Annotated in this window: 17 protein-coding genes and 1 pseudogene; 15 read left to right on the plus strand and 3 right to left on the minus strand. The window is 59.9% G+C overall.

Annotation, left to right across the window (positions count from 1 at the left end; genetic code table 11):
- The first annotated feature begins 943 nt into the window (after window positions 1-943).
- The 15 genes and pseudogenes from AC50YA_RS21490 (at window position 944) to AC50YA_RS21560 (ending at window position 15,480) form a co-directional block, all read left to right on the plus strand.
- A complete protein-coding gene (locus AC50YA_RS21490) occupies window positions 944-1,819 on the plus strand; it encodes a branched-chain amino acid ABC transporter permease (RefSeq protein WP_494984211.1) in 876 nt (291 codons plus the stop codon).
- Window positions 1,820-1,836: 17 nt separating this feature from the next.
- Window positions 1,837-2,847, plus strand: coding sequence for a branched-chain amino acid ABC transporter permease (locus tag AC50YA_RS21495; RefSeq protein WP_494984212.1), 1,011 nt, complete (start codon window positions 1,837-1,839; stop codon window positions 2,845-2,847).
- Window positions 2,844-3,587 carry an ABC transporter ATP-binding protein gene (locus AC50YA_RS21500; protein WP_494984213.1) on the plus strand — a complete coding sequence of 248 codons (744 nt, stop codon included), beginning with the start codon at window positions 2,844-2,846 and terminating at the stop codon, window positions 3,585-3,587. Before AC50YA_RS21495 ends, AC50YA_RS21500 begins: the two co-directional genes overlap by 4 nt.
- A complete protein-coding gene (locus AC50YA_RS21505) occupies window positions 3,574-4,281 on the plus strand; it encodes an ABC transporter ATP-binding protein (RefSeq protein WP_494984214.1) in 708 nt (235 codons plus the stop codon). The genes AC50YA_RS21500 and AC50YA_RS21505 overlap by 14 nt, the downstream gene beginning before the upstream one ends.
- 204 nt (window positions 4,282-4,485) lie before the next feature.
- Window positions 4,486-4,674, plus strand: a pseudogene (locus AC50YA_RS21510) (hypothetical protein); the annotation flags it as partial.
- 613 nt (window positions 4,675-5,287) lie between these two features.
- Window positions 5,288-6,637, plus strand: coding sequence for an MFS transporter (locus AC50YA_RS21515; RefSeq protein ID WP_494984215.1), 1,350 nt, complete (start codon window positions 5,288-5,290; stop codon window positions 6,635-6,637).
- Between the two features lie 37 nt (window positions 6,638-6,674).
- Entirely contained in the window at window positions 6,675-7,835 is a 1,161-nt protein-coding gene (locus AC50YA_RS21520) for an amidohydrolase family protein (protein ID WP_494984216.1), read from the plus strand.
- 5 nt (window positions 7,836-7,840) lie between these two features.
- Window positions 7,841-9,049 (plus strand): alpha-hydroxy acid oxidase, encoded by a 1,209-nt coding sequence (locus tag AC50YA_RS21525; RefSeq protein WP_494984217.1) that lies wholly within the window; start codon window positions 7,841-7,843, stop codon window positions 9,047-9,049.
- An 18-nt stretch (window positions 9,050-9,067) separates the two neighbouring features.
- The gene (locus AC50YA_RS21530) at window positions 9,068-9,631 is read left to right on the plus strand and encodes a Rieske (2Fe-2S) protein (protein ID WP_494984218.1); all 564 of its coding nucleotides are present in this window, start codon (window positions 9,068-9,070) and stop codon (window positions 9,629-9,631) included.
- Window positions 9,631-10,719 (plus strand): amidohydrolase family protein, encoded by a 1,089-nt coding sequence (locus tag AC50YA_RS21535; RefSeq protein ID WP_494984219.1) that lies wholly within the window; start codon window positions 9,631-9,633, stop codon window positions 10,717-10,719. The genes AC50YA_RS21530 and AC50YA_RS21535 overlap by 1 nt, the downstream gene beginning before the upstream one ends.
- Window positions 10,716-11,489, plus strand: coding sequence for an HpcH/HpaI aldolase family protein (locus AC50YA_RS21540; protein WP_494984220.1), 774 nt, complete (start codon window positions 10,716-10,718; stop codon window positions 11,487-11,489). The genes AC50YA_RS21535 and AC50YA_RS21540 overlap by 4 nt, the downstream gene beginning before the upstream one ends.
- A 33-nt stretch (window positions 11,490-11,522) precedes the next feature.
- Entirely contained in the window at window positions 11,523-12,500 is a 978-nt protein-coding gene (locus AC50YA_RS21545) for a phosphotriesterase family protein (RefSeq protein WP_494984221.1), read from the plus strand.
- Window positions 12,501-12,536: 36 nt separating this feature from the next.
- Window positions 12,537-12,869, plus strand: coding sequence for a 2Fe-2S iron-sulfur cluster-binding protein (locus AC50YA_RS21550; protein ID WP_494984222.1), 333 nt, complete (start codon window positions 12,537-12,539; stop codon window positions 12,867-12,869).
- Window positions 12,866-14,140, plus strand: a complete 1,275-nt coding sequence (locus tag AC50YA_RS21555) for an NAD(P)/FAD-dependent oxidoreductase (RefSeq protein WP_494984223.1) — start codon at window positions 12,866-12,868, stop codon at window positions 14,138-14,140. Before AC50YA_RS21550 ends, AC50YA_RS21555 begins: the two co-directional genes overlap by 4 nt.
- 635 nt (window positions 14,141-14,775) lie before the next feature.
- Window positions 14,776-15,480: a GntR family transcriptional regulator gene (locus AC50YA_RS21560; protein WP_494984224.1), complete on the plus strand. Its 705-nt coding sequence runs from the start codon at window positions 14,776-14,778 to the stop codon at window positions 15,478-15,480.
- A gap of 161 nt (window positions 15,481-15,641) precedes the next feature.
- On the opposite strand, the gene AC50YA_RS21565 is transcribed toward AC50YA_RS21560, so the two are convergent.
- The 3 genes from AC50YA_RS21565 to AC50YA_RS21575 form a co-directional block, all read right to left on the minus strand.
- A complete protein-coding gene (locus tag AC50YA_RS21565) occupies window positions 15,642-16,301 on the minus strand; it encodes a site-specific integrase (RefSeq protein ID WP_494984225.1) in 660 nt (219 codons plus the stop codon).
- A 457-nt stretch (window positions 16,302-16,758) separates the two neighbouring features.
- On the minus strand, window positions 16,759-17,157 hold the full coding sequence (locus AC50YA_RS21570; protein ID WP_494984226.1) for a hypothetical protein: 399 nt from the start codon (window positions 17,155-17,157) through the stop codon (window positions 16,759-16,761).
- A 623-nt stretch (window positions 17,158-17,780) separates the two neighbouring features.
- Entirely contained in the window at window positions 17,781-18,254 is a 474-nt protein-coding gene (locus tag AC50YA_RS21575; RefSeq protein ID WP_494984227.1) for a YybH family protein, read from the minus strand.
- Between the last annotated feature and the right edge of the window lie 22 nt (window positions 18,255-18,276).

Raw genomic sequence — 18,276 nt, forward strand, 5'->3', positions numbered from 1 at the left:
CGTCACCCTCGCCACCGCAGCGCACCTCTTCATCACCAAGCTAAGGCTGACAAACCCAAAAGCAGCTGGGGCAGCCTGAGCCTCTACGGCATCCTCAGAGAACTCCAAAGAGTCCTCGCCGTATGGCTCGGTTACTGCCCCCACTGCCGACAACGAGCACCAACATAACAAAGTACTACCAGGTGGGCCGCTCTCATGGTGAATACGGGTGGGTGAAATACACAGGCAACTGGTGGCGAGGTTCAGCCGCACGTGGTGGCCTATTTCGGTGCCCTGGCCTCGCCTCAAGGATCCGCGCAACAGCACCGGCAGACTATTGACCCTGCCTGCTGTGGCATTCCACCAGCGTGGCCAAGTTGCCGGCTGATCACCAGATTCGCTTCCGACGATTCTGGAACCGCCGGTCGGAGGCCGCTCTGGGCGGTAATCGATTGCTAATTTTTTCCACAACCCGCCCTTCACCGAGAGCGTTTTTACGGGGCTTGAGCTTCGTCCTCTGGGCTGCAGCTGCCGCACGCCGTCCCTGACTGATTCGTCTTTGGGTAGGCCATGAATGCCCTGGTAGATCGCTTCTAGGGAGGCGGCGCAGCCTGACACCACTAAGGAATTTCACCACCGTAGTGAGGCATGTTCGTCGGCTTACGCTCCGCTTGACGTGCTGTGGGTTATCCGTGAACACGAAAACTAGTTGTTAGTTTCTTCGAAGAGGCGTTAACTTCAGGTAATCGAATTTCCGATTCGGAAACTCGGATCACTGCTTGGGTTTGATGCCCGAAGTCGCCATCAATGAAGAGGTAGACCATGTCCGAATTGAGACTCGGAACTACACACGAAAGCCAGCCGGACCGCAAAAGCGCGGGCGCGGTTGCAGCTTCAAGGACGCACCTTGCTGCACGTCTCCTAGCGGGCTCGCCCCGGCTGAAAGCATAAGAGGGCCGCTATTGTGGATATTCTTACGCAAACGCTTCTCACCGGGCTCCTTCTTGGAGGCGTCTATGGACTGATAGCCATGGGACTGAGCCTTGTTTTCGGAGTCATGCGTGTGATTAATTTTGCACACGGAAATTTCGTACTGTTGGGGATGTACGCAATTTTCGCCCTATATACGTGGCTGGGAATTAGCCCTTTCCTGGGAATCCTCCTCGTCATTCCAATCGGAATCTTGTTTGGCGCCCTCCTGCAGCGCGTGCTGATCGGTAGGCTAATCGGAGCCGGAGACCTACGTCAGCTGCTTCTTACCCTCGGGCTCGGCATTATTATCCAGAATGTCGCTCAAATCGTATTTTCGCCCTCTCAACTTTCCCTTCCTGGGTTTACCTGGGGCTCCGAACTGGTCTATGTCGGGACAATAGTCGTACGACCAGCCCATGTAGCCGGCTTCATCATTGCTGTCGTCATTTCAATCGCTCTGACCGTGCTGCTGAAACGAACGGATCTGGGCCGCCAAATGAGAGCCACCGTGGATGATGCGGCAATGGCCGAATCTTCCGGCGTCCGGACGAAACGGATCTACCTCATGGCCATGGCGTTAGGCACGTGCATCGCACTTGTTGCAGGCGCCGTCCTAATTACGTACCAACCAGTCTCGCCGGCTATCGGCAACCAGTTCTTGGTGCTGGCGTTCGTCGCCGTTGTCCTTGGTGGCCTCGGGAATGTCATCGGAGCGTTCGTAGGCGGTCTCCTCGCCGGCGTCGTTCAGCAAATTACGGCCGCCTACATAGGCGTGGATCTTCAGGATGTTGGCCTTTTCGCCCTGTTCATTTTGGTATTGATCTTCAGACCAAACGGGCTTTTTGGCCGCCAGGAGGCAACAGTATGATCAAAAGATTTGCAGGTATGAGCGGTGCCCTGTTCTTCGTTATCGCGGCAACCCTGCCGTTCTGGTTGTTGACCGGCGAGTACGTGCGGGGCCTCGGTGTCCGAGCCTTAATAGTGGCGGCACTGGCAGTCGCATGGAATATTGTGGGCGGGTTCGGCGGCCGGCTCTCATTCGGACACGCAGCTTTTTTCGGAATCGGCGCGTACACGAGCTCATTGCTCCTGATCCACGGGGGCATCTCGCCGTGGATTGGCGGCCTAATCGGGATGATCGTGGCAGGGCTGTTCGCACTCCTTCTCGGAATCGTGACCGTACGTCTTCGCGGTATCTACTTCACTCTTGTGACGTTCGTCTTCGCCCTCATCCTCCTCAACCTCGCCCGGTATTTCAGCGAAATCACCGGCGGCGACGTGGGCCTTAGCCTGCCGTTGGGCGCACCCTCGCTGGGGATGCTGCAATTCCGGGGACAAATCGGCTACTACTACGTCGCCCTGGCGACTTTGCTCGTATACGTTGCAATCTCCATCTTTATCTCAAAGGCCCCCTTCGGTTATCGGCTCAGGGCACTTCGCGACGATGAAGAGGTCGCTGAGGCCCTTGGAGTCGCTGCAAAAAAAGCGAAGCTTCAGTCCTTCGTTCTGAGCGCCATGATGGTGTCGTTTGTTGGAACACTCTTGGCCCAGCACGACCTGTTCGTTGACCCGGGGGGAGCCTTCGGCGTCGAGCGATCTGTTGAGATGGCACTTGGTGCAATTTTCGGCGGAATCGGAACCGTGTGGGGGCCCGTGGTCGGCGGAATCGGACTTGTTGCAATTGCTGAGTGGGCAGACAATGCATTCCATGGGGTCGTCGCAGGAGCCGACGCCATAGTCTATGCGCTTGTCCTGATCTCCGTAGCTCTCTGGCTGCCTGGCGGCCTGGCGTCCATTCCCGCGCGTCTGGCCAGCCTTCGCAGCCGGAGCAGAAGAGCGTCCCTTGAGAAGAAAACCACCCCTGAGAATCCAAAGCGTGAGGTAGAGGCGAAATGAACATGCCGTTGGTTCAAATGGAGCATGCCACCAAGACTTTTGGCGGCGTCACCGCGGTCAACGACGTCAGTCTTACAATTGACGCCGGCGGCGTCATCGCCCTCGTCGGGCCCAACGGCGCCGGGAAGAGCACATTTTTTGATTTGATGACCGGGGTCCAAAAGCTGGACTCAGGTCGCCGGATTCTTCAAGGCCGGGACATGACGAAGTCGAGTAGCCACAAAATCGCCGGCCAAGGGGTGTCTAGGACATTCCAAAAAGTAAGGCTGTTCCCGTCGATGACAGTGCTGGACAACACCATCATTGGAGGCCTCCAGAAGCACGGCAGTGTTGAGAGGGCGACGGCTGCCGCCCACGTCGCCCTGCAGCGTCTCGGTCTGGACGACCGGTCAGGACGCAGCCCTTCCGAGCTGACGCTGATCGACCGCAAGCGACTCGAAATGGCGCGGGCGCTGGCGTCAGAGCCCTCGCTGCTGTTGCTCGATGAAGTCATGACCGGACTGACTCCGCAAGAGGTGGAGGAAGCGGTTCTACTGATCCACCAACTCACCGAGGAGGGCGTGACCGTTCTTCTCGTGGAGCATCTGCTGAAAGTGGTCATGCGCATTAGCCGAAGAGTGCTGGTACTTGACCACGGTCAGCTCATCGCTGACGGAACTCCGAGTGATGTGCAGAATAATCCCGCCGTTATTGAGGCCTACATCGGCGCGCCCAAGGGAGAGACACATGCTGACAATTGAAAATCTGCAAGCCAAGTACGGAGACGCCATTGCCCTCCACGACGTCTCACTCTCCATCGTTGAGGGTGAAATCACAGGGATACTAGGCTCGAACGGAGCGGGCAAATCGACACTTCTCAAGGTTATTGCAGGTCACCTCAAGCCGAGCGGCGGCGCTGTTCGTTTGGACGGCGAATTGATCAATGGAATACCCCCGTACAGAATCTCCGACCTGGGCATAGCGCTGGTTCCTGAGGGACGGCGCGTTTTCGCCAATCTGACCGTTGAAGACAACCTCTTGGTCGGAGGATCGTCCCGGCGCGCGAAGAGCTCACGCCGTAAGGCGCTGGACGAGGTCTATGACCTCTTCCCCCGGCTTGCGGAGCGCCGGCCCCAGGCAGCCGGGACGCTATCCGGAGGTGAGCAGCAGATGCTCGCAATTGGGCGGGCACTTATGTTGCGACCCCGAATTATCTTGCTGGATGAACCCTCTCTCGGTCTGGCCCCGATTGTCACAGAACTTGTGTTCGAGACTATTCGGCTTATCGGAAAAACCGGCGTAACCATGCTGCTGGTCGAACAAAACGCATCACTTGCCCTTTCAACAGCTGATCGCGGATACGTCTTTGAACACGGGCACGTCGTCTTCTCCGGCGATCAGGAAACCCTCAAGTCCTCGCCCGCAGTACGCGCAGCATATCTTGGAGTAACGTGACCCGAGTTGGGATCTGCAGCCTTAAAGAAGGCTTCCAAGTGGGAAGGGAGTGCCCCTTTGGGCCGTCTAGCTGTATTGACCACGGACATGACGCTCGGCGTGGTTTGGTGACATGAAGAAGACCTCCGGGTGGAGTGGGGGCTTGTCAAGAGTCCAAGTCCACGCACAGAGGTCTTCATGTCCCACCCTAACGCCAAGGTCTAACGGTTCAAGCGCACCATGCTGGAGGAATGGGCCTACCCCTACGCGCGGCCCTATCGCTCAGAGGCCGGGCGTGTTGCCGTTCCCCGACTGCTCCATGCCCTGTCCTACAATCCCCACCGAGCACACACCTCACTGCCCGACGATTTTCGAGTGCCGATAACGGACCCTATGTCGGCAGCATGTGGCTGAGGGCGCTCCTTAAGAGCGACTGCTTTGGACCATGAGTTCAAGCCTCCCAGCCCTGGTTCCACCCTAGTCGGAATCATCATCAGGCCAGATATGGGATGCAATCGACGCCCGTCAAGAGCCTCGTGCTGGTTTAGGTTGCCGGCCTTGTGGGCGCGTGAATGCGAGGCCGCACTCGTGACCTACGGCGCTGAATTACCCAGAGGGACGTGGGTGCCCTGCCTACTTTTCCCTCAGCCGTCGCCCATGCGCGCGAGAACCCTCTTGTTGTCCAGTTTGGAACGGTGAAGGCGACGAACACTAGCCTGATCGGGAAATGCAGGCCGCGAGCGAGCCCCACGGGGCACAACCGAGGAGCCGGTAAAGCCACAGCAAGGGCTGTACCACAGCATGTCCCACCAGCGCCGCTGGCTAGGATCGGGCGGTCTGTGAAGAATTGCCCTCGCGTTCGCTGGTCACGCCTACCTGCCAGAGACCTGCTAAGGATCCGCCAAGCCGGCTTTCTCTAGGTGAAGCCAAAGTGCCTCATGTCACACCGACTCTTGATTTAATAAAAAATAAAAGATAAGTTCTTTCTCTAAGCTGGGAAGCGCCCGGTTGTTACACGGAGGCCCTCATGGACGACTCAACGACGAGCACATCTATCCCGCCAAGCGGGCTGACCATTGATCCCGATGTGTCTGTCTCGACTCCCCGGCAACAGCGGAGGGTTCTGCTTTCGAGCCTGGTCGGGGCTTTGATCGAGTGGTACGACTTCTACTTGTTCGGTATCGCGTCGGCGATGGTGTTTAACGTGCTGTTCTTCCCGCAGTTTGATCCGCTGGTGGGTACGCTCCTCGCCTTCATCACGCTTGCTGTTGGGTTTTTCGCGCGACCGCTTGGTGGCGCAATTTGGGGCCATTACGGCGACAAGGTCGGACGGAAACAAATGCTCGTTCTGTCCATCCTGGCCATGGGCGTCTGTACCACGGCCATGGGTTTGCTCCCCACCTACGCCCAAATTGGCGTAGCAGCGCCGATTTTGCTGCTGGTCCTCCGGCTCGTTCAGGGCATCGCTGCCGGTGGCGAATGGGGCGGGGCAGTTCTGATGGCCATGGAGCACTCACCCAAGCGCCGCGGCTTTTCCAGCAGCTTCCCGCAGATGGGCCTGACAGGCGGAATCCTCGTTGCCAATGGCGTGTTCGCTCTGGTCGCAGGGATGATGCCCGAAGATCAACTACTGGCCTGGGGTTGGCGGATTCCTTTTCTGCTTTCGGCCGTTCTGGTCATGATCGGTTTGTGGATCCGCCTCGGTGTGAGTGAAAGTCCGGTCTTCCTCGCCGAACAGAAGAAACAGGCGCAGGCGCCCTCCCAGAGGAAGGCACCGCTTGTGGAGGTCTTCCTGAACCCCCGGACGCTGATTGTCACCATCCTGCTGGTCATTGGGCCGTTTGCCGTCAGTGCCGTTTATCTGACGTTCGCCGCGTCCTACGGTCTGCAGGTGGGTTTCTCCCGGTCGGATCTGCTGACGGCTTCCATCGTCGCAGCCGCCGTGGGAGTGATTGGGCAGCCGATCTTCGCGACCTGGTCCGACTACATCGGCCGCAAGAAAGTCGTGGGTCTCGGCGTTATTCTGCAGGCAGTCACCGGTGCGATCTTCTTCGCCCAGATGAACACCGGAAGCGTTGCGGGACTTTACTGGTCCATCTCCCTCATTTCTATCGCCCACGCTATTTGCTACGCGCCTTTGGCAGCATGGCTGGGTGAACTGTTCCCCACCCATCTTCGTTACACCGGTTCCTCGATGGGCTATCAGATCGCGGGCACCCTGGGCGGCGGACTGACCCCCGCCCTCTGCACCTGGCTACTGATCACCGCGGGCGGGGCGCCCCATTCTGAACTGGTCGTCATCTTTGCCGCGGCCGCGAGCCTGCTGTCACTTGTTGGGGTGCTGATGGCCAAGGAAACCTACAAAGCAAAGCTCTAGGGATTCCGTCCAAAACGAGAGTCCAAAAAGGAAAACAATGACTATCACAGACTTGAGCGCTGCCCCGGTGGCCACCGGATCCAAACTCGGGGTTATTGACGTGGATTTCCACCCGATGCCCCTGCCCACAGACCCGCAAGTGGCCGATCATCTCCCCCAGCAGTGGAAGGAATACATCAGCCGTTATGGTCTGGGTGCCATGGGTGGCGGCGTCTACCCCTCCCAGCGGGAGTTCACCCACCGGCTCGACGCCGTGGATGATAACGGACGGGTTGGCTTGGATCCATATCTGGCCGTCGAACAAGTACTTGACCCCTTCGACATGACGGCCGCTGTCCTGACGTGTCCGCAGGCTTACATCATCACCAACGGCGGGGCGAACATGCCCCACAAGCTGGCAACCAGTCTGTACCGCGCCTACAACAACGCGTTGGTCAAGACCTGGTGCGCCGCGGATGACAGGTTCAGGGCTTCAGTCACGGTGGCCCGTGATCTGCCCGGCGGCGAGCGGGAGATCCAGCGCTGCAAGGAGGGTGAATTCGGAGACAAGTTTGTTCAGGTGCTGATGTCGCCCTCCGGCCAGGACCCGCTGGGAAAGCGCCGGTACTGGCCCATCTTCGAGGCCTGCGAAAACTACGATATTCCGCTGTCCTTCCATGTACCCGGTATGGGACGGCAGCCCACGGGAGCCGGACGCCAGAACTTCTACGCTGAAACCCACGCCGCCTTCGGAGTTCTGCCGCTTGCACTGGTTCCGAGCCTCATCTTCGAAGGCGTTTTCGACCGCTTCCCCAAGCTCAAAATTGCGATGCTCGAGATGGGATGGGACTGGGTCGCGCCGTACAGCTGGCGTCTGGACGCAACCTGGGAGAAGCTCCGCCACGAACTGCCCCATCTGCAGCGCAAACCCTCGGAGTACCTCAAGGAACACTTCTGGTTCAGCACCCAGCCTCTGGAGGAACCGGAACGTCCCGACATGCTGGAAGGCGTATTCGGCATGTTCGAAGACTCCGGGTTCGCTGACAGGCTGATGTTCTCCTCGGACTACCCCCACTGGGACTACGACTCACCGTACGAATCCGTACCCGAGAGTTTCCCCGAAGACCGCCGCCGCCGCATCCTCGGTGAGAACGCCAGCAAGCTTTACGGTATCCCGCTTCGCGAAAACAGCGGCCTGCCCTCCCCGAACGGGGCGTAGCACCCATGGCGATTTCAAACACCTGGGGCAAACGCCGCCGAGCATCAGTTCTTAACTATGACGACGCCCGGGAGAGCGCCAGAAAGCAACTCCCCCTGGCCATCTTCGACTACGTCGACGGCGGAGCCGAAGACGAAGTCACCCTGCGGAGAAATGTCCGGGGGTTCCGGGACCTGGCTTTCGAACCCCGGGGGGCAACCTGGGTTGAGAAACCAGACCTGCGAACCAACCTGCTGGGGCTCGACCTCTCGATGCCGATCCTTACCGCACCCTGCGGGGGCATGCGCCTGGTGCATCCGGACGGGGACCTCGGCATCGCGGCAGCGGCTTCCAAGGCCGGCATCGCCCACGTGGCGACCTCGGCGTCCGGATACACCTTGGAAGAAATCGCGGAGACGCCCGGTCCGCAGTGGTTCCAGGCATACAAGTTCTCCAGCCAGGACGCCATGAGGTCCCTCATCGGGCGCGCCAAAGCGGCGGGTTATGAAGGACTCGTCGCAACAATTGACACCAGTGTGTCCGGTAACCGCGAAAAAGACTTCCGTAACGGTTTCAGCTACAACATGAGCATCAATGTCTCAAACGTGTTCCGGATGGCTCCGAAGATGGTCAGCCGGCCGGGGTGGGTTTATCGGTTCATGCGAGACGGCATGCCGTTTGTGTTGCCTAACACGGCCGATCTCACGGCCGACGGCAAACCAATGGAACTCACCGAAATGATCCGCACAGGAAAAGAATCGCATTCCCCCTCATGGGAAGACATTGCTTGGATGAGGGCTAACTGGGACGGTCCGCTGATCGTCAAAGGCATCCTCAGCACCTCCGACGCGCGCACCGCGGCCAAGCTCGGTGTTGACGGAATAATCGTCTCAAACCACGGCGGCCGTCAGCTCGACGGCTCTCCCGCCTCCATAGCCGTTCTTCCTCAGATCGTGGAGGCCGTCGGCGACGACGTGACCGTCATCCTCGACAGTGGAATCCGCCGCGGAAGCGACGTCCTGAAGGCTCTCGCCCTCGGCGCAAAGGCAGTAATGGTAGGCCGGCTCCCCGCATGGGGGTTGGCGGTCGACGGAGAAGCCGGTGTGTCCCACGTTCTGGAAATAACCCGCACGGAAATGGTTCGGACCATGCGCCTTCTTGGTTGCTCATCGATTCACGAGCTGGATCCTTCCTGGCTCAGCAAACAACACCTCGCCGGCGCCGTCGCCCCGTAAGCAGAAAGCGAACACGAAATGAACGAAGCAGTAGCTTCCGCCAAGAAACCCCAGAAGTTTGTGGTTGCCAGGGCAGAAGAAATACCCCCGGGCAGCCGCCTCATCGTCGATGTCGGCGGCCGCGAAGTGGGCATCTTTAACATCAAAGGCTCCTACTACGGCATGCTCAACCGGTGCCCCCACGTCGGCGGACCCCTGTGCCAGGGACAACTCGTCAACTCCGTGACGGCCACAGTCCCCGGGAAGATCACCCTGGATGAATCACAGGATCTGCTCACGTGCCCCTGGCACAACTGGGAGTTCGATATCAAAACCGGACAGTCCTATTGGGACCCCAAACACATGCGTGCCCGCCCCTTTGCAGTGAACGTTGAAGCCGGAACGGACGTAGCAGAACAAGTCGACGGCGGAAGTGTGGGGCGGATCAAAGGTCCCTACCAGGCCGAAACGATCGAAGTGTCAGTCGAGTCCGACTACGTGGTTCTGTCGATGCGGCCACAACGCCCCGGCCCTGCCGCCAAACCTGGCGCCTGCGCGCCCCCGCCCACCCTGACCACCGAAATGAAAGTAGAGGTCAGGTAATGACCACACCCCTGCTCGCCGGCATGCAAACAAGCACCCTATGGACCGGCCCCGTCATCGACTGTGACGTCCATGCAAACGTGCCCTCCATAGAGACACTCTTCGATTACATGGATCCCGTATGGGTCCAGGGAACCCAGGAACGCGGCTGGCACGGACCCACCGGCCCCCGCCTGAGCTACCCGCCCGGAGCCGCCACCACCGCGCGCGACGAATGGCGCCATGACGGCCTAATGCCCGCGTCAAAGCTGTCGATGCTACAAAACGACATCCTCAATCCCTGGCAGGTCGACCGCGCAGTCCTGAACTGCTACTACGGCGTGGACTCCCTGCGGCACCCTGATTGGGCGGCCGCGCTGGCTTCTGCCGTAAATAATTGGATCATTGCCGAATGGCTGGACAAGGACCCGCGCCTCGTGGCCTCACTGGTAATCCCGGCACGCGACCCGATCGCGGCGGCAGCGGAAATCGACCGCGTGGGATCGCACCCTGGCTTTGTCCAGGTCATGCTTCCAGTGCGGTCAGAACGTCTGTACGGCCAACGGATCTTCAACCCCATCTACGAAGCCGCCACCCGCAATGACCTCGTGATCGGCCTCCACTGGGGCGGCACCACAGAGGACGCGCCATCGCCGACCGGCTACGCCTCGTGGTACGCCGAGCAGTACGCGGCCGAAACCCAGGTCTACGTTGCCCAACTCACCAGCATGGTCTTCGAAGGGACCTTCCAAAAGTTTCCGGACCTCAGAGTTGCAGTCATGGAAGGCGGATTCAGCTGGGTCCCCACCTGGGGCTGGAGCATGAACAAAAAATGGAAGGGCCTTCGCCGCGAAACGCCGTGGGTCGACCGCCTCCCTCTGGAAATCATCAGGGACCACGTACGGTTTTCCGTCGCCCCTGCAGATCTCGGCCCGCGGGAACATTCACAGCGGATCATTGAATGGCTCGGCTCCGAAGACCTGCTCATGTTCGCAACCGACTACCCACACCGTCATGACGACGACATCGACGAACTCCTTGCCATCATCCCCGACACGATGAAGGCAAAACTGATGTCCGAAACCGCCCGATCCTGGTACAAGCTGTGATCATCCACAGCCGTCCCAACAGGCTCAAAGCCAGGCTGGCCAGCGGAGCGACGGCGGTGGGCTTCTCATGCGCCCTGGGCAGCGCACAGATTGCCGAAGAATTCGCCATGGCAGGATTCGACTTCATCTACATCGATCAACAGCACGGCCTGGCATCACAGGACACCCTGATCGAGATGCTCAGAGCCGTCGCACGCAGTGAAACCACCCCGCTGGTACGTGTTGCTGCCAACGACACAGCCCTTATAGGAACCGCCCTCGACGCGGGCGCAGAAGGCGTCATTGTGCCGATGATCAACACCGCGGACGACGCCAGGCTCGCTGCGCAGGCCTGCCGCTACCATCCCAGGGGCATCAGAAGCTGGGGTCCGATCCGGGCGCGCTACGGCCTCGGATCGGACCCTCAAACCGTCAATCAGGAAGTGCTCTGCCTGGTCATGATCGAGACCAAAGAAGGCCTCATGAACCTCGAGGAGATCCTCGATACCCCAGGCGTCGACGGCGTCTACATCGGCCCCGCAGATTTAGGAGTGAGTCTCGGCGGCCAACCCCTCAGCTTCGAACAGACCAGCGACCCACTGCAGCTCGAAGCCGTCGACAGGATCCGCCAAGCGTGCGCCAAAAGAGGCCGGATAGTCGGGCTCAGTGGCGACCCCGAGCAGCTCGCCGCCCGAGGCTTCAACATGATCACCGCCGCCCTGGACTTCGCAATGATCCGTAAAGCCATCAGCGAAGTACGCCGCCCGGCCGCGGTCGCTGCAGGCCAGTAAGTAAATACCCAAATCCATTTTGAAAGGCAAACCATGACTACTACTGTCGAAACCGTCCGCGGACCCGTTGCTGTGGAGGACCTGGGCACGACACTGACACACGAGCACCTGTTCACCAAAAACCCCGAACTGGAACAGGACTACCCACACCCCGAGTGGGACGAAGAACGACTGGTCCGCACCGCAATCGATGGTCTCAACGCCCTCAGCGCCAAAGGCATCCGGACAGTAGTTGATCTGACCGTACCGGGACTTGGCCGATACATCCCCAGGGTCCAGCGGGTGGCGGCCGAAACGGACATCAACATCGTGGTCGCAACCGGCTTCTACTCCTTCAAAGACCTCCCCATGTTCTACAAAATCAACGGCCCGGGCCTCATGGTGGAACGATCCGAACCGCTCGAAGAGTTCTTCATCAAAGACCTCACCACCGGCATCGCGGACACCGGAGTGAAAGCAGCCATGATCAAAATCGCCACCGACGAATACGGGATCACCCCCGACGTTGACCGGATCATGCGCGCCGCAGCCGTGGCGCACCAGGAAACCGGGGCAACCATCACCACCCACACCCACGCCGAGGACTTCACAGGCAGGGACCAGCAAAAATTCTTCGAATCCCTCGGCGTGCCGATGGAACACCTCGTCATCGGTCACTGCGGAGACAGCACGGACCTAAGCTACCTCCGCGAACTGATGGACAATGGCTCAACTCTCGGCCTGGACAGGTTCGGCATGGAACAAGTCCTGCCGGACGAGCAACGGATCGATATGCTCGTCAAACTCTGCGAACTGGGCTACGCCGACCGCCTGACCCTCTCGCACGACGCCGGGTTCTTCAGCATCAACACACCCCCGTCCTGGCGCGCCAAGCACGCACCGAACTGGCACCACGCCAACATCTCGGACCGGATCCTTCCCGCTATACGGGCCAAGGGTGTGTCCGAAGAAACCATCCACCAGATCATGGTCACCAATGCCGCCCGGGTCATGGTCGGCCGCAGAGCCTGACCCCCACTTCACGCACTAACGGTTAGGAACCCGACAATGCCAAAAATCTTTTACCACCACCCTGGCGGCGCAACAGATGTCATCGACGCTGTCCCGGGCACGTCCGTCATGCGGGCCGCCATCACCAACGGTGTGGCCGGAATCATAGGCGAATGCGGTGGCCAAGCCATGTGCGCAACCTGCCACATCTATGTGCGCGAGGAGTACATCGGAGGGCTGCCGGCCATGAATGAGGACGAGGACGAAATGCTGGATGTCACCTCGTCTCCCCGCAATGAAGAACGTTCACGCCTCGGCTGCCAAATAAAAGTCGGCCCCTCTCTTGAGGAAATCGCCGTCGATCTTCCCGTAACCCAGGTGGAACCATGAGCCGCATCGTCATCATCGGAGGCGGACAGGCCGGTATTCAGTTGGCCGATTCACTCAGGACGGAGGGTTACGAGGGGGCCATCGACTTGTTCGCCGATGAGCCTCATCTGCCCTACCAACGACCGCCGCTGTCAAAGGACTTCATGTCTGAGGACGACAGCGCAATCCCACTGCCCCTCAGAGCCCGTTCGTTCTTCAGCGAACGCGCAGTAAACTTCCATCAGGGTGTTCAGGTCACATCAGTCGACCCCGCGGGGCAAACCATCGTGGACAGCAACGGCGCACGCCTCTCCTACACAAACCTTGTTTTCGCCACCGGAGCCCGCAACCGGGAAATCACCGTCCCGGGCTCCGAGTTGGACGGAATTCGCTACCTCAGAACTCTCGATGATGCCAAGGCACTTCAGGCCGAGCTCGGCAGCGCCCAGCACGTTGTCGTCGTCGGGGCGGGTTTCATAGGCCTGGAGTTCGCAGCGGCGGCCCGGAAACGAGGGCTCGACGTCACGGTTCTCGAGTTTGGGCCCCGTCCCATGGGCCGCGTCCTTTCGCAGTTCATGTCGGGCTATTTCACAGATATACACACCGATAACGGCATCAAACTGAAACTAGGCGAGGGCATCGCTTCCCTGACCGGCACCGACGGAAAGATCAGCGGTGCCGTCAGCACCAGCGGCACCGCATACCCCGCTGACCTCGTCGTAGTCGGAGTCGGGGTACTTCCCAACAGCCAGCTCGCAGAACAGGCTTGCCTGGAGATAGATAACGGAATCGTCGTAGATGCGTGCCTGCGGACGAGCGACCCGCGCATCTTCGCCCTTGGCGACTGCAGCAGCTACCCCAGCGCGCACACCGGGACACGGATCAGGTTGGAATCGGTCCAGAATGCCACTGACCAAGCCAGAAGCCTGGCCAAGACCCTCACGGGCAAACCCACGCCCTACGACAGCCTCCCGTGGTTTTGGTCCCAGCAAGGAAATGTGAAACTTCAGATAGCGGGGATCATCCACAGCGATGACGAATCGATCGTGCGCGGCGAGCCGATGACTGGCAAGTTTTCGGTCTACTGCTTCAGGGACGGCCACCTCACCGGAGTGGAGTCGGTAAACAGCCCCTCCGAGCATATGGCGGCCCGAAAGATTCTTGAACAACGGCTTCCGCTCACACCCGCCCAGGTGATGGATGCTGAATTCGATCCGAAAGGCTTTGCACGGAAGCCGGCCTCCCAGACACCCAATGAAGGTGAGAGGCTTGAACGACCTGCACGGGTCTGAATGGCCCAGGCTGACCGGCGCAAGGGTGGGCATCTGGAAAGGGGGCAAACTTATCAGAACCGGCGTCGTTGAAATGACCAACGCATCCGGAGACACCGCATGGATAGCAGCTGACGGAGTCGAGGCAAGGACCATGGTTGAAAAGGAGGCCGGTTATGAACTTTGGATGCCCCTCCCACAGAGTCAACATCGAAGACCTCTCTAGCCAAGCCGGCCGATGTATCCATGCATCACACCTTCTGAAGAACCCTGAACGCCAAAGGCAACGCGAAATAAGGCTGGTCCCCCCGCTCAATATGTACCTTCAAGGAGATCTCATGACCCCGGTTGAAAGAGGCGTCGGACAGGGGCCTGCGTTGCCAGATCCCGTCGAGGACAAACACAGTTTTCCGTCGGGGGAGCTCACCTCCTCAGCGTGGGAGGGGTGGTGGCACAAGGAACCCTCGGAAAAATCGAGGAGCTGGAGGCGGCACGGGGGCATTAGACGCAAGAAGTTCCAGGTGCCTGGGCATGGGCCGCGAGAGCCCTAGGGTAGGTCCTGGGCTAGGGCTCCCGAGTATCTAAAGTTCGCTCTTGGCAGCATCGCATCGGCCATGTTCATTTAAGGCGGCAACATCTGTGATAAATTATTTTTTATGCAAAAGGGCCTAAAGCAGGAGTTAATGGGCCAGGCCGTGGCGTCCCTAATCCGCGAACAAATTTTAGCCGGTGAGGTTAAGCACGGCGAGGCCCTCCGCCTTGCCCCCTTGGCTGAAAAACTGGAAGTGAGCATCACCCCTGTGCGGGAGGCTCTGATGCAGCTCGCCCGGGACGGCTGGGTAGTGCATCAGCCCAACCGAGGTTTCCGCGTGATTCCGATGCGCAGGGACAACGTAGTTGATACTTACTTCATGTGGGCCACCGCTGAAGGCGAGCTCGCGGCGCGGGCGGCGTCGCGAGCAAATCCGGAGAGCATTGTGACTCTGCGAAAGCTCGACGCCGAGTTGCACGAACTCGAAGACCATCACAGCCAGCATGCGCTGGACCTGAACTCCGAACTCCACACTGCCATCCATGCCATGGCAGACGCCCCCAAATTACTTTGGTTTGCCGAGGCGGCACGACAACTAATACCTCTGCAGTTCGATTCAACTTTTCACTCCGTCCCAGGCTGGGCCGAGATCAACCGCTTCGGCCACACTCCCGTGATTGATCAGATCGAAATAGGTGATTCCTCTGGTGCTCGGAAGCTTATGTTTGATCATTTTCAGAGCACCTGTAACCTGCTGGTGACCTGGTTGGACGGTTTGGAATTTTGGGAACCGGAGACAGTATCCGAAGCGGCCATCAAAACCGGCTGACTCAGCCAGTTAGAGCGGATGTCCCGGGAGACCAGGAGGGGGTATCGACGGCGGGCACGCCGGAACTCCACTTCGCGTCGCGGACACCGAGGTGCTCCCTCACCCATTTTCAACTGGCATGCGCGGGTATTCATGGGCCGGGAGTAGCCTGGTCGCCATCTTCAGGTGACCAGGAGCGGAGTCTGTTGCCGTGAGGTTTTGGCCGCTGCGCTGTATTGTGCGTACGCCGCGGCCGAATCCACTGCGCGACGTTCGATGGTAGTGGGGGAGGAGCCGAGGGTCTCTGCGATGATTGCCACGGGCGCGAGTTTAGTGAGCTCGTGGAGGGTTCCGAGTCGTGCGGCCCGTGTGCTGAATAGCCTGCTGAGGCGTTGTGCTGGGTGGCCGGCGTGAATGTGTCGTCCGGGGGATGTTCCGCGAAATACCCAGTTGGTGTTGGGGTGCGAGGCCGTCAGTCTGTGGCGTGGGTTTGCGGCGAGTCCGCGCCATGGCTGGGCCAATGGCTCCGGCAGTGCGATCTGGATTGTCCCAAGCTGGATGGTGACCAGTTCCTCGGTTATGGTCACGTCGTTCCATGTGAGTCGTACGATGTTTTCGTCCTGTTGGCCGAAGACGAGGATGAGGATCGCAGCGGCCCTGTCGCGTGGTTCGATTCCGTCGGCGTGAATGACTCGTTTGAGTGCTTCATCCGGTCCTGGCTTAGCAAGTCTCTGGCTTGTGCCACGGCGATGCGGAACGATGGCGAGCCCGGACAGGGCGGCTTTGGTCTTGATGGCGGCATGGACTTCCTCGTCGAGGGGGACCAGGGCTTCGCGTTTCATCTTTCGGTTCAGATACCTCAGGTAGGGGGCCGTGTCGCCGTCACGGACCACGCAGTCCAAGGCCAGATTGCAGGCGTCCCCGACGCGCAGGCCGCACCGCAACAGGACCAGTGTGAGGAGCCGGGTGTGGGGACTGGTCCACCTCTTGAGGTTTTCGGGCTGGTCCAGTTGCGTCCTGACGTGATCGGCCAGCGCCCCGCGCGGCAGACGTTTTGGCGGGTCTCGGGAAGTCTTCAGGATAGAAGGCCGCCGATGCCGGCAGGTCCTGGGCCCAGCCGTGCCGGCGGATCGCAGCGAAGAAGGCGCTGAGGGAGCTGACGTCGCGGCCACGGGAGTTCACCGCGCGAGTGTCCCGGGCAAGCTCCGCGAGGAAGCGCTCCAACAGGTCGAACTCGGGGACGGTCAGAACGGTGCGCCGCCTTGGTCCCGAACCTGCGGTTCCTTTGGCCCAACGGACCTAGACGGCGCCGAACCGTCCGTAATCGCTGACGTGGGGATTGGGGCCGAAATCCTCCAGATCCAGCATGGTCATCTCACGCCGGCGAAGCCCGTAAGCATAGCAGACCTTGAAGGCAACCGAGTCACGGAACAGGGGCAGCCGCCGCTTGCTGCCGGCAGCATATTCACGGGCGACAAGATCGTCGATATAGTCGAAAATCTGTTGCAGTTCCGCCTTGGTGAACGCCCGTCGCTGCACCGGTACCGCGTCATCAGCCGCCTGCCTGGGCGTGTTCCACTCGAAGCAGATCTGGCTCGGAATATCGCCGAAAGTACGTTCGCAGAACTCACCCCACCCATACCCCGGATGAGTCAGGTAGGCACAGAACATCGCCACGGCATTGCTGTACGAGCGCAATGTGGTCAGGCTGATCGTTTCCCGCCGGAACGCAGATCAGCCAGGAAATCGTCCTGTCCGCCGGCCGCCACTCTGCACGGGCAAGCATCTGCGCGCACAGCCCCAGCATCGCCGTGAAACTCGCAGGGACCTCAAAGCCTCACATTCAGCCACGCTGACAACTTAACTGAGCGTCACCGGAATCCGCTAACTGACACGTTGAATGCGAAAACTGACATCTGGAATGAGAACCGACAAAGACCCTTTTTTCGGCCACCCCCCGCCCTTTTTCGAACGCCGATAACGGAAGGTTATGTCATCTCGCATGGCAGGACGGGTCCGCGCGCAGCATGGTCTATCCGGCCAAACGACTTCGGATACGGGAACCGGCGAACTCGCCGAAACCAGCCCAGCGGAGCCTTCTGGCGGGGCCGGGCCAGCGGACACGAAGGCCGGTCTTCGCAATCCTCATGCGTGCTTCAGCGACAATCCAGCCCCTACATGGCGAGAACGTAGTCCAGGTCCGGGTCAGTGCGGTGGATTTCTGTCTCGTCCAGTACATCAACCGGATCAGTGCCGAGGTTGTCGTCTCTACGGCGCATCCAGTATGCCCAGCTGACACCGCCGCCGTTGCTCTAACGTGTTCAGTCACCATCCGCCCCGAAGGGATTCATCATGGCCGACATCGCTGCTTTGCTGGACGGCTCACCCCGGGAGATTGAAGAGACATGGTACTGGGCGATGAGCCATGTGTTCTCCTCTCGGCGGAGAACGAGGGATAGTTGCACGGGTACCGTTCTTCCGTCCGGGTAGGCGAAGCTGACGGCGGCGAATCCGATGATAATGTTCTGGGCCAGCTCACGTGTCTGGACTACTTGAAAGCTGGTCGTGATGCCGGGGGCCAGCGCATCGTAGTACCCGAAGATTTCTTCGCGCCCCGTGAGCAGAGCGGGGGTGAACCCCTGGAAGAGCGCATCGGGTGAAAAGAGTCCGGCCATGTCTTCGGGCCGGTGGTTGTCGAAGGCTAGCTTCCAGGGGGCCAGCGTTTCTGCCAGGACGCGGGTCGCCGGTGTGGCTGGTGGATTGCTGATTTTTCTCCTTTCCAGGCGCTCGGTCATGTCAGGCACTGGACTTCAGGCC

It is taken from the genome of Pseudarthrobacter sp. RHLT3-21, assembly GCF_059383495.1.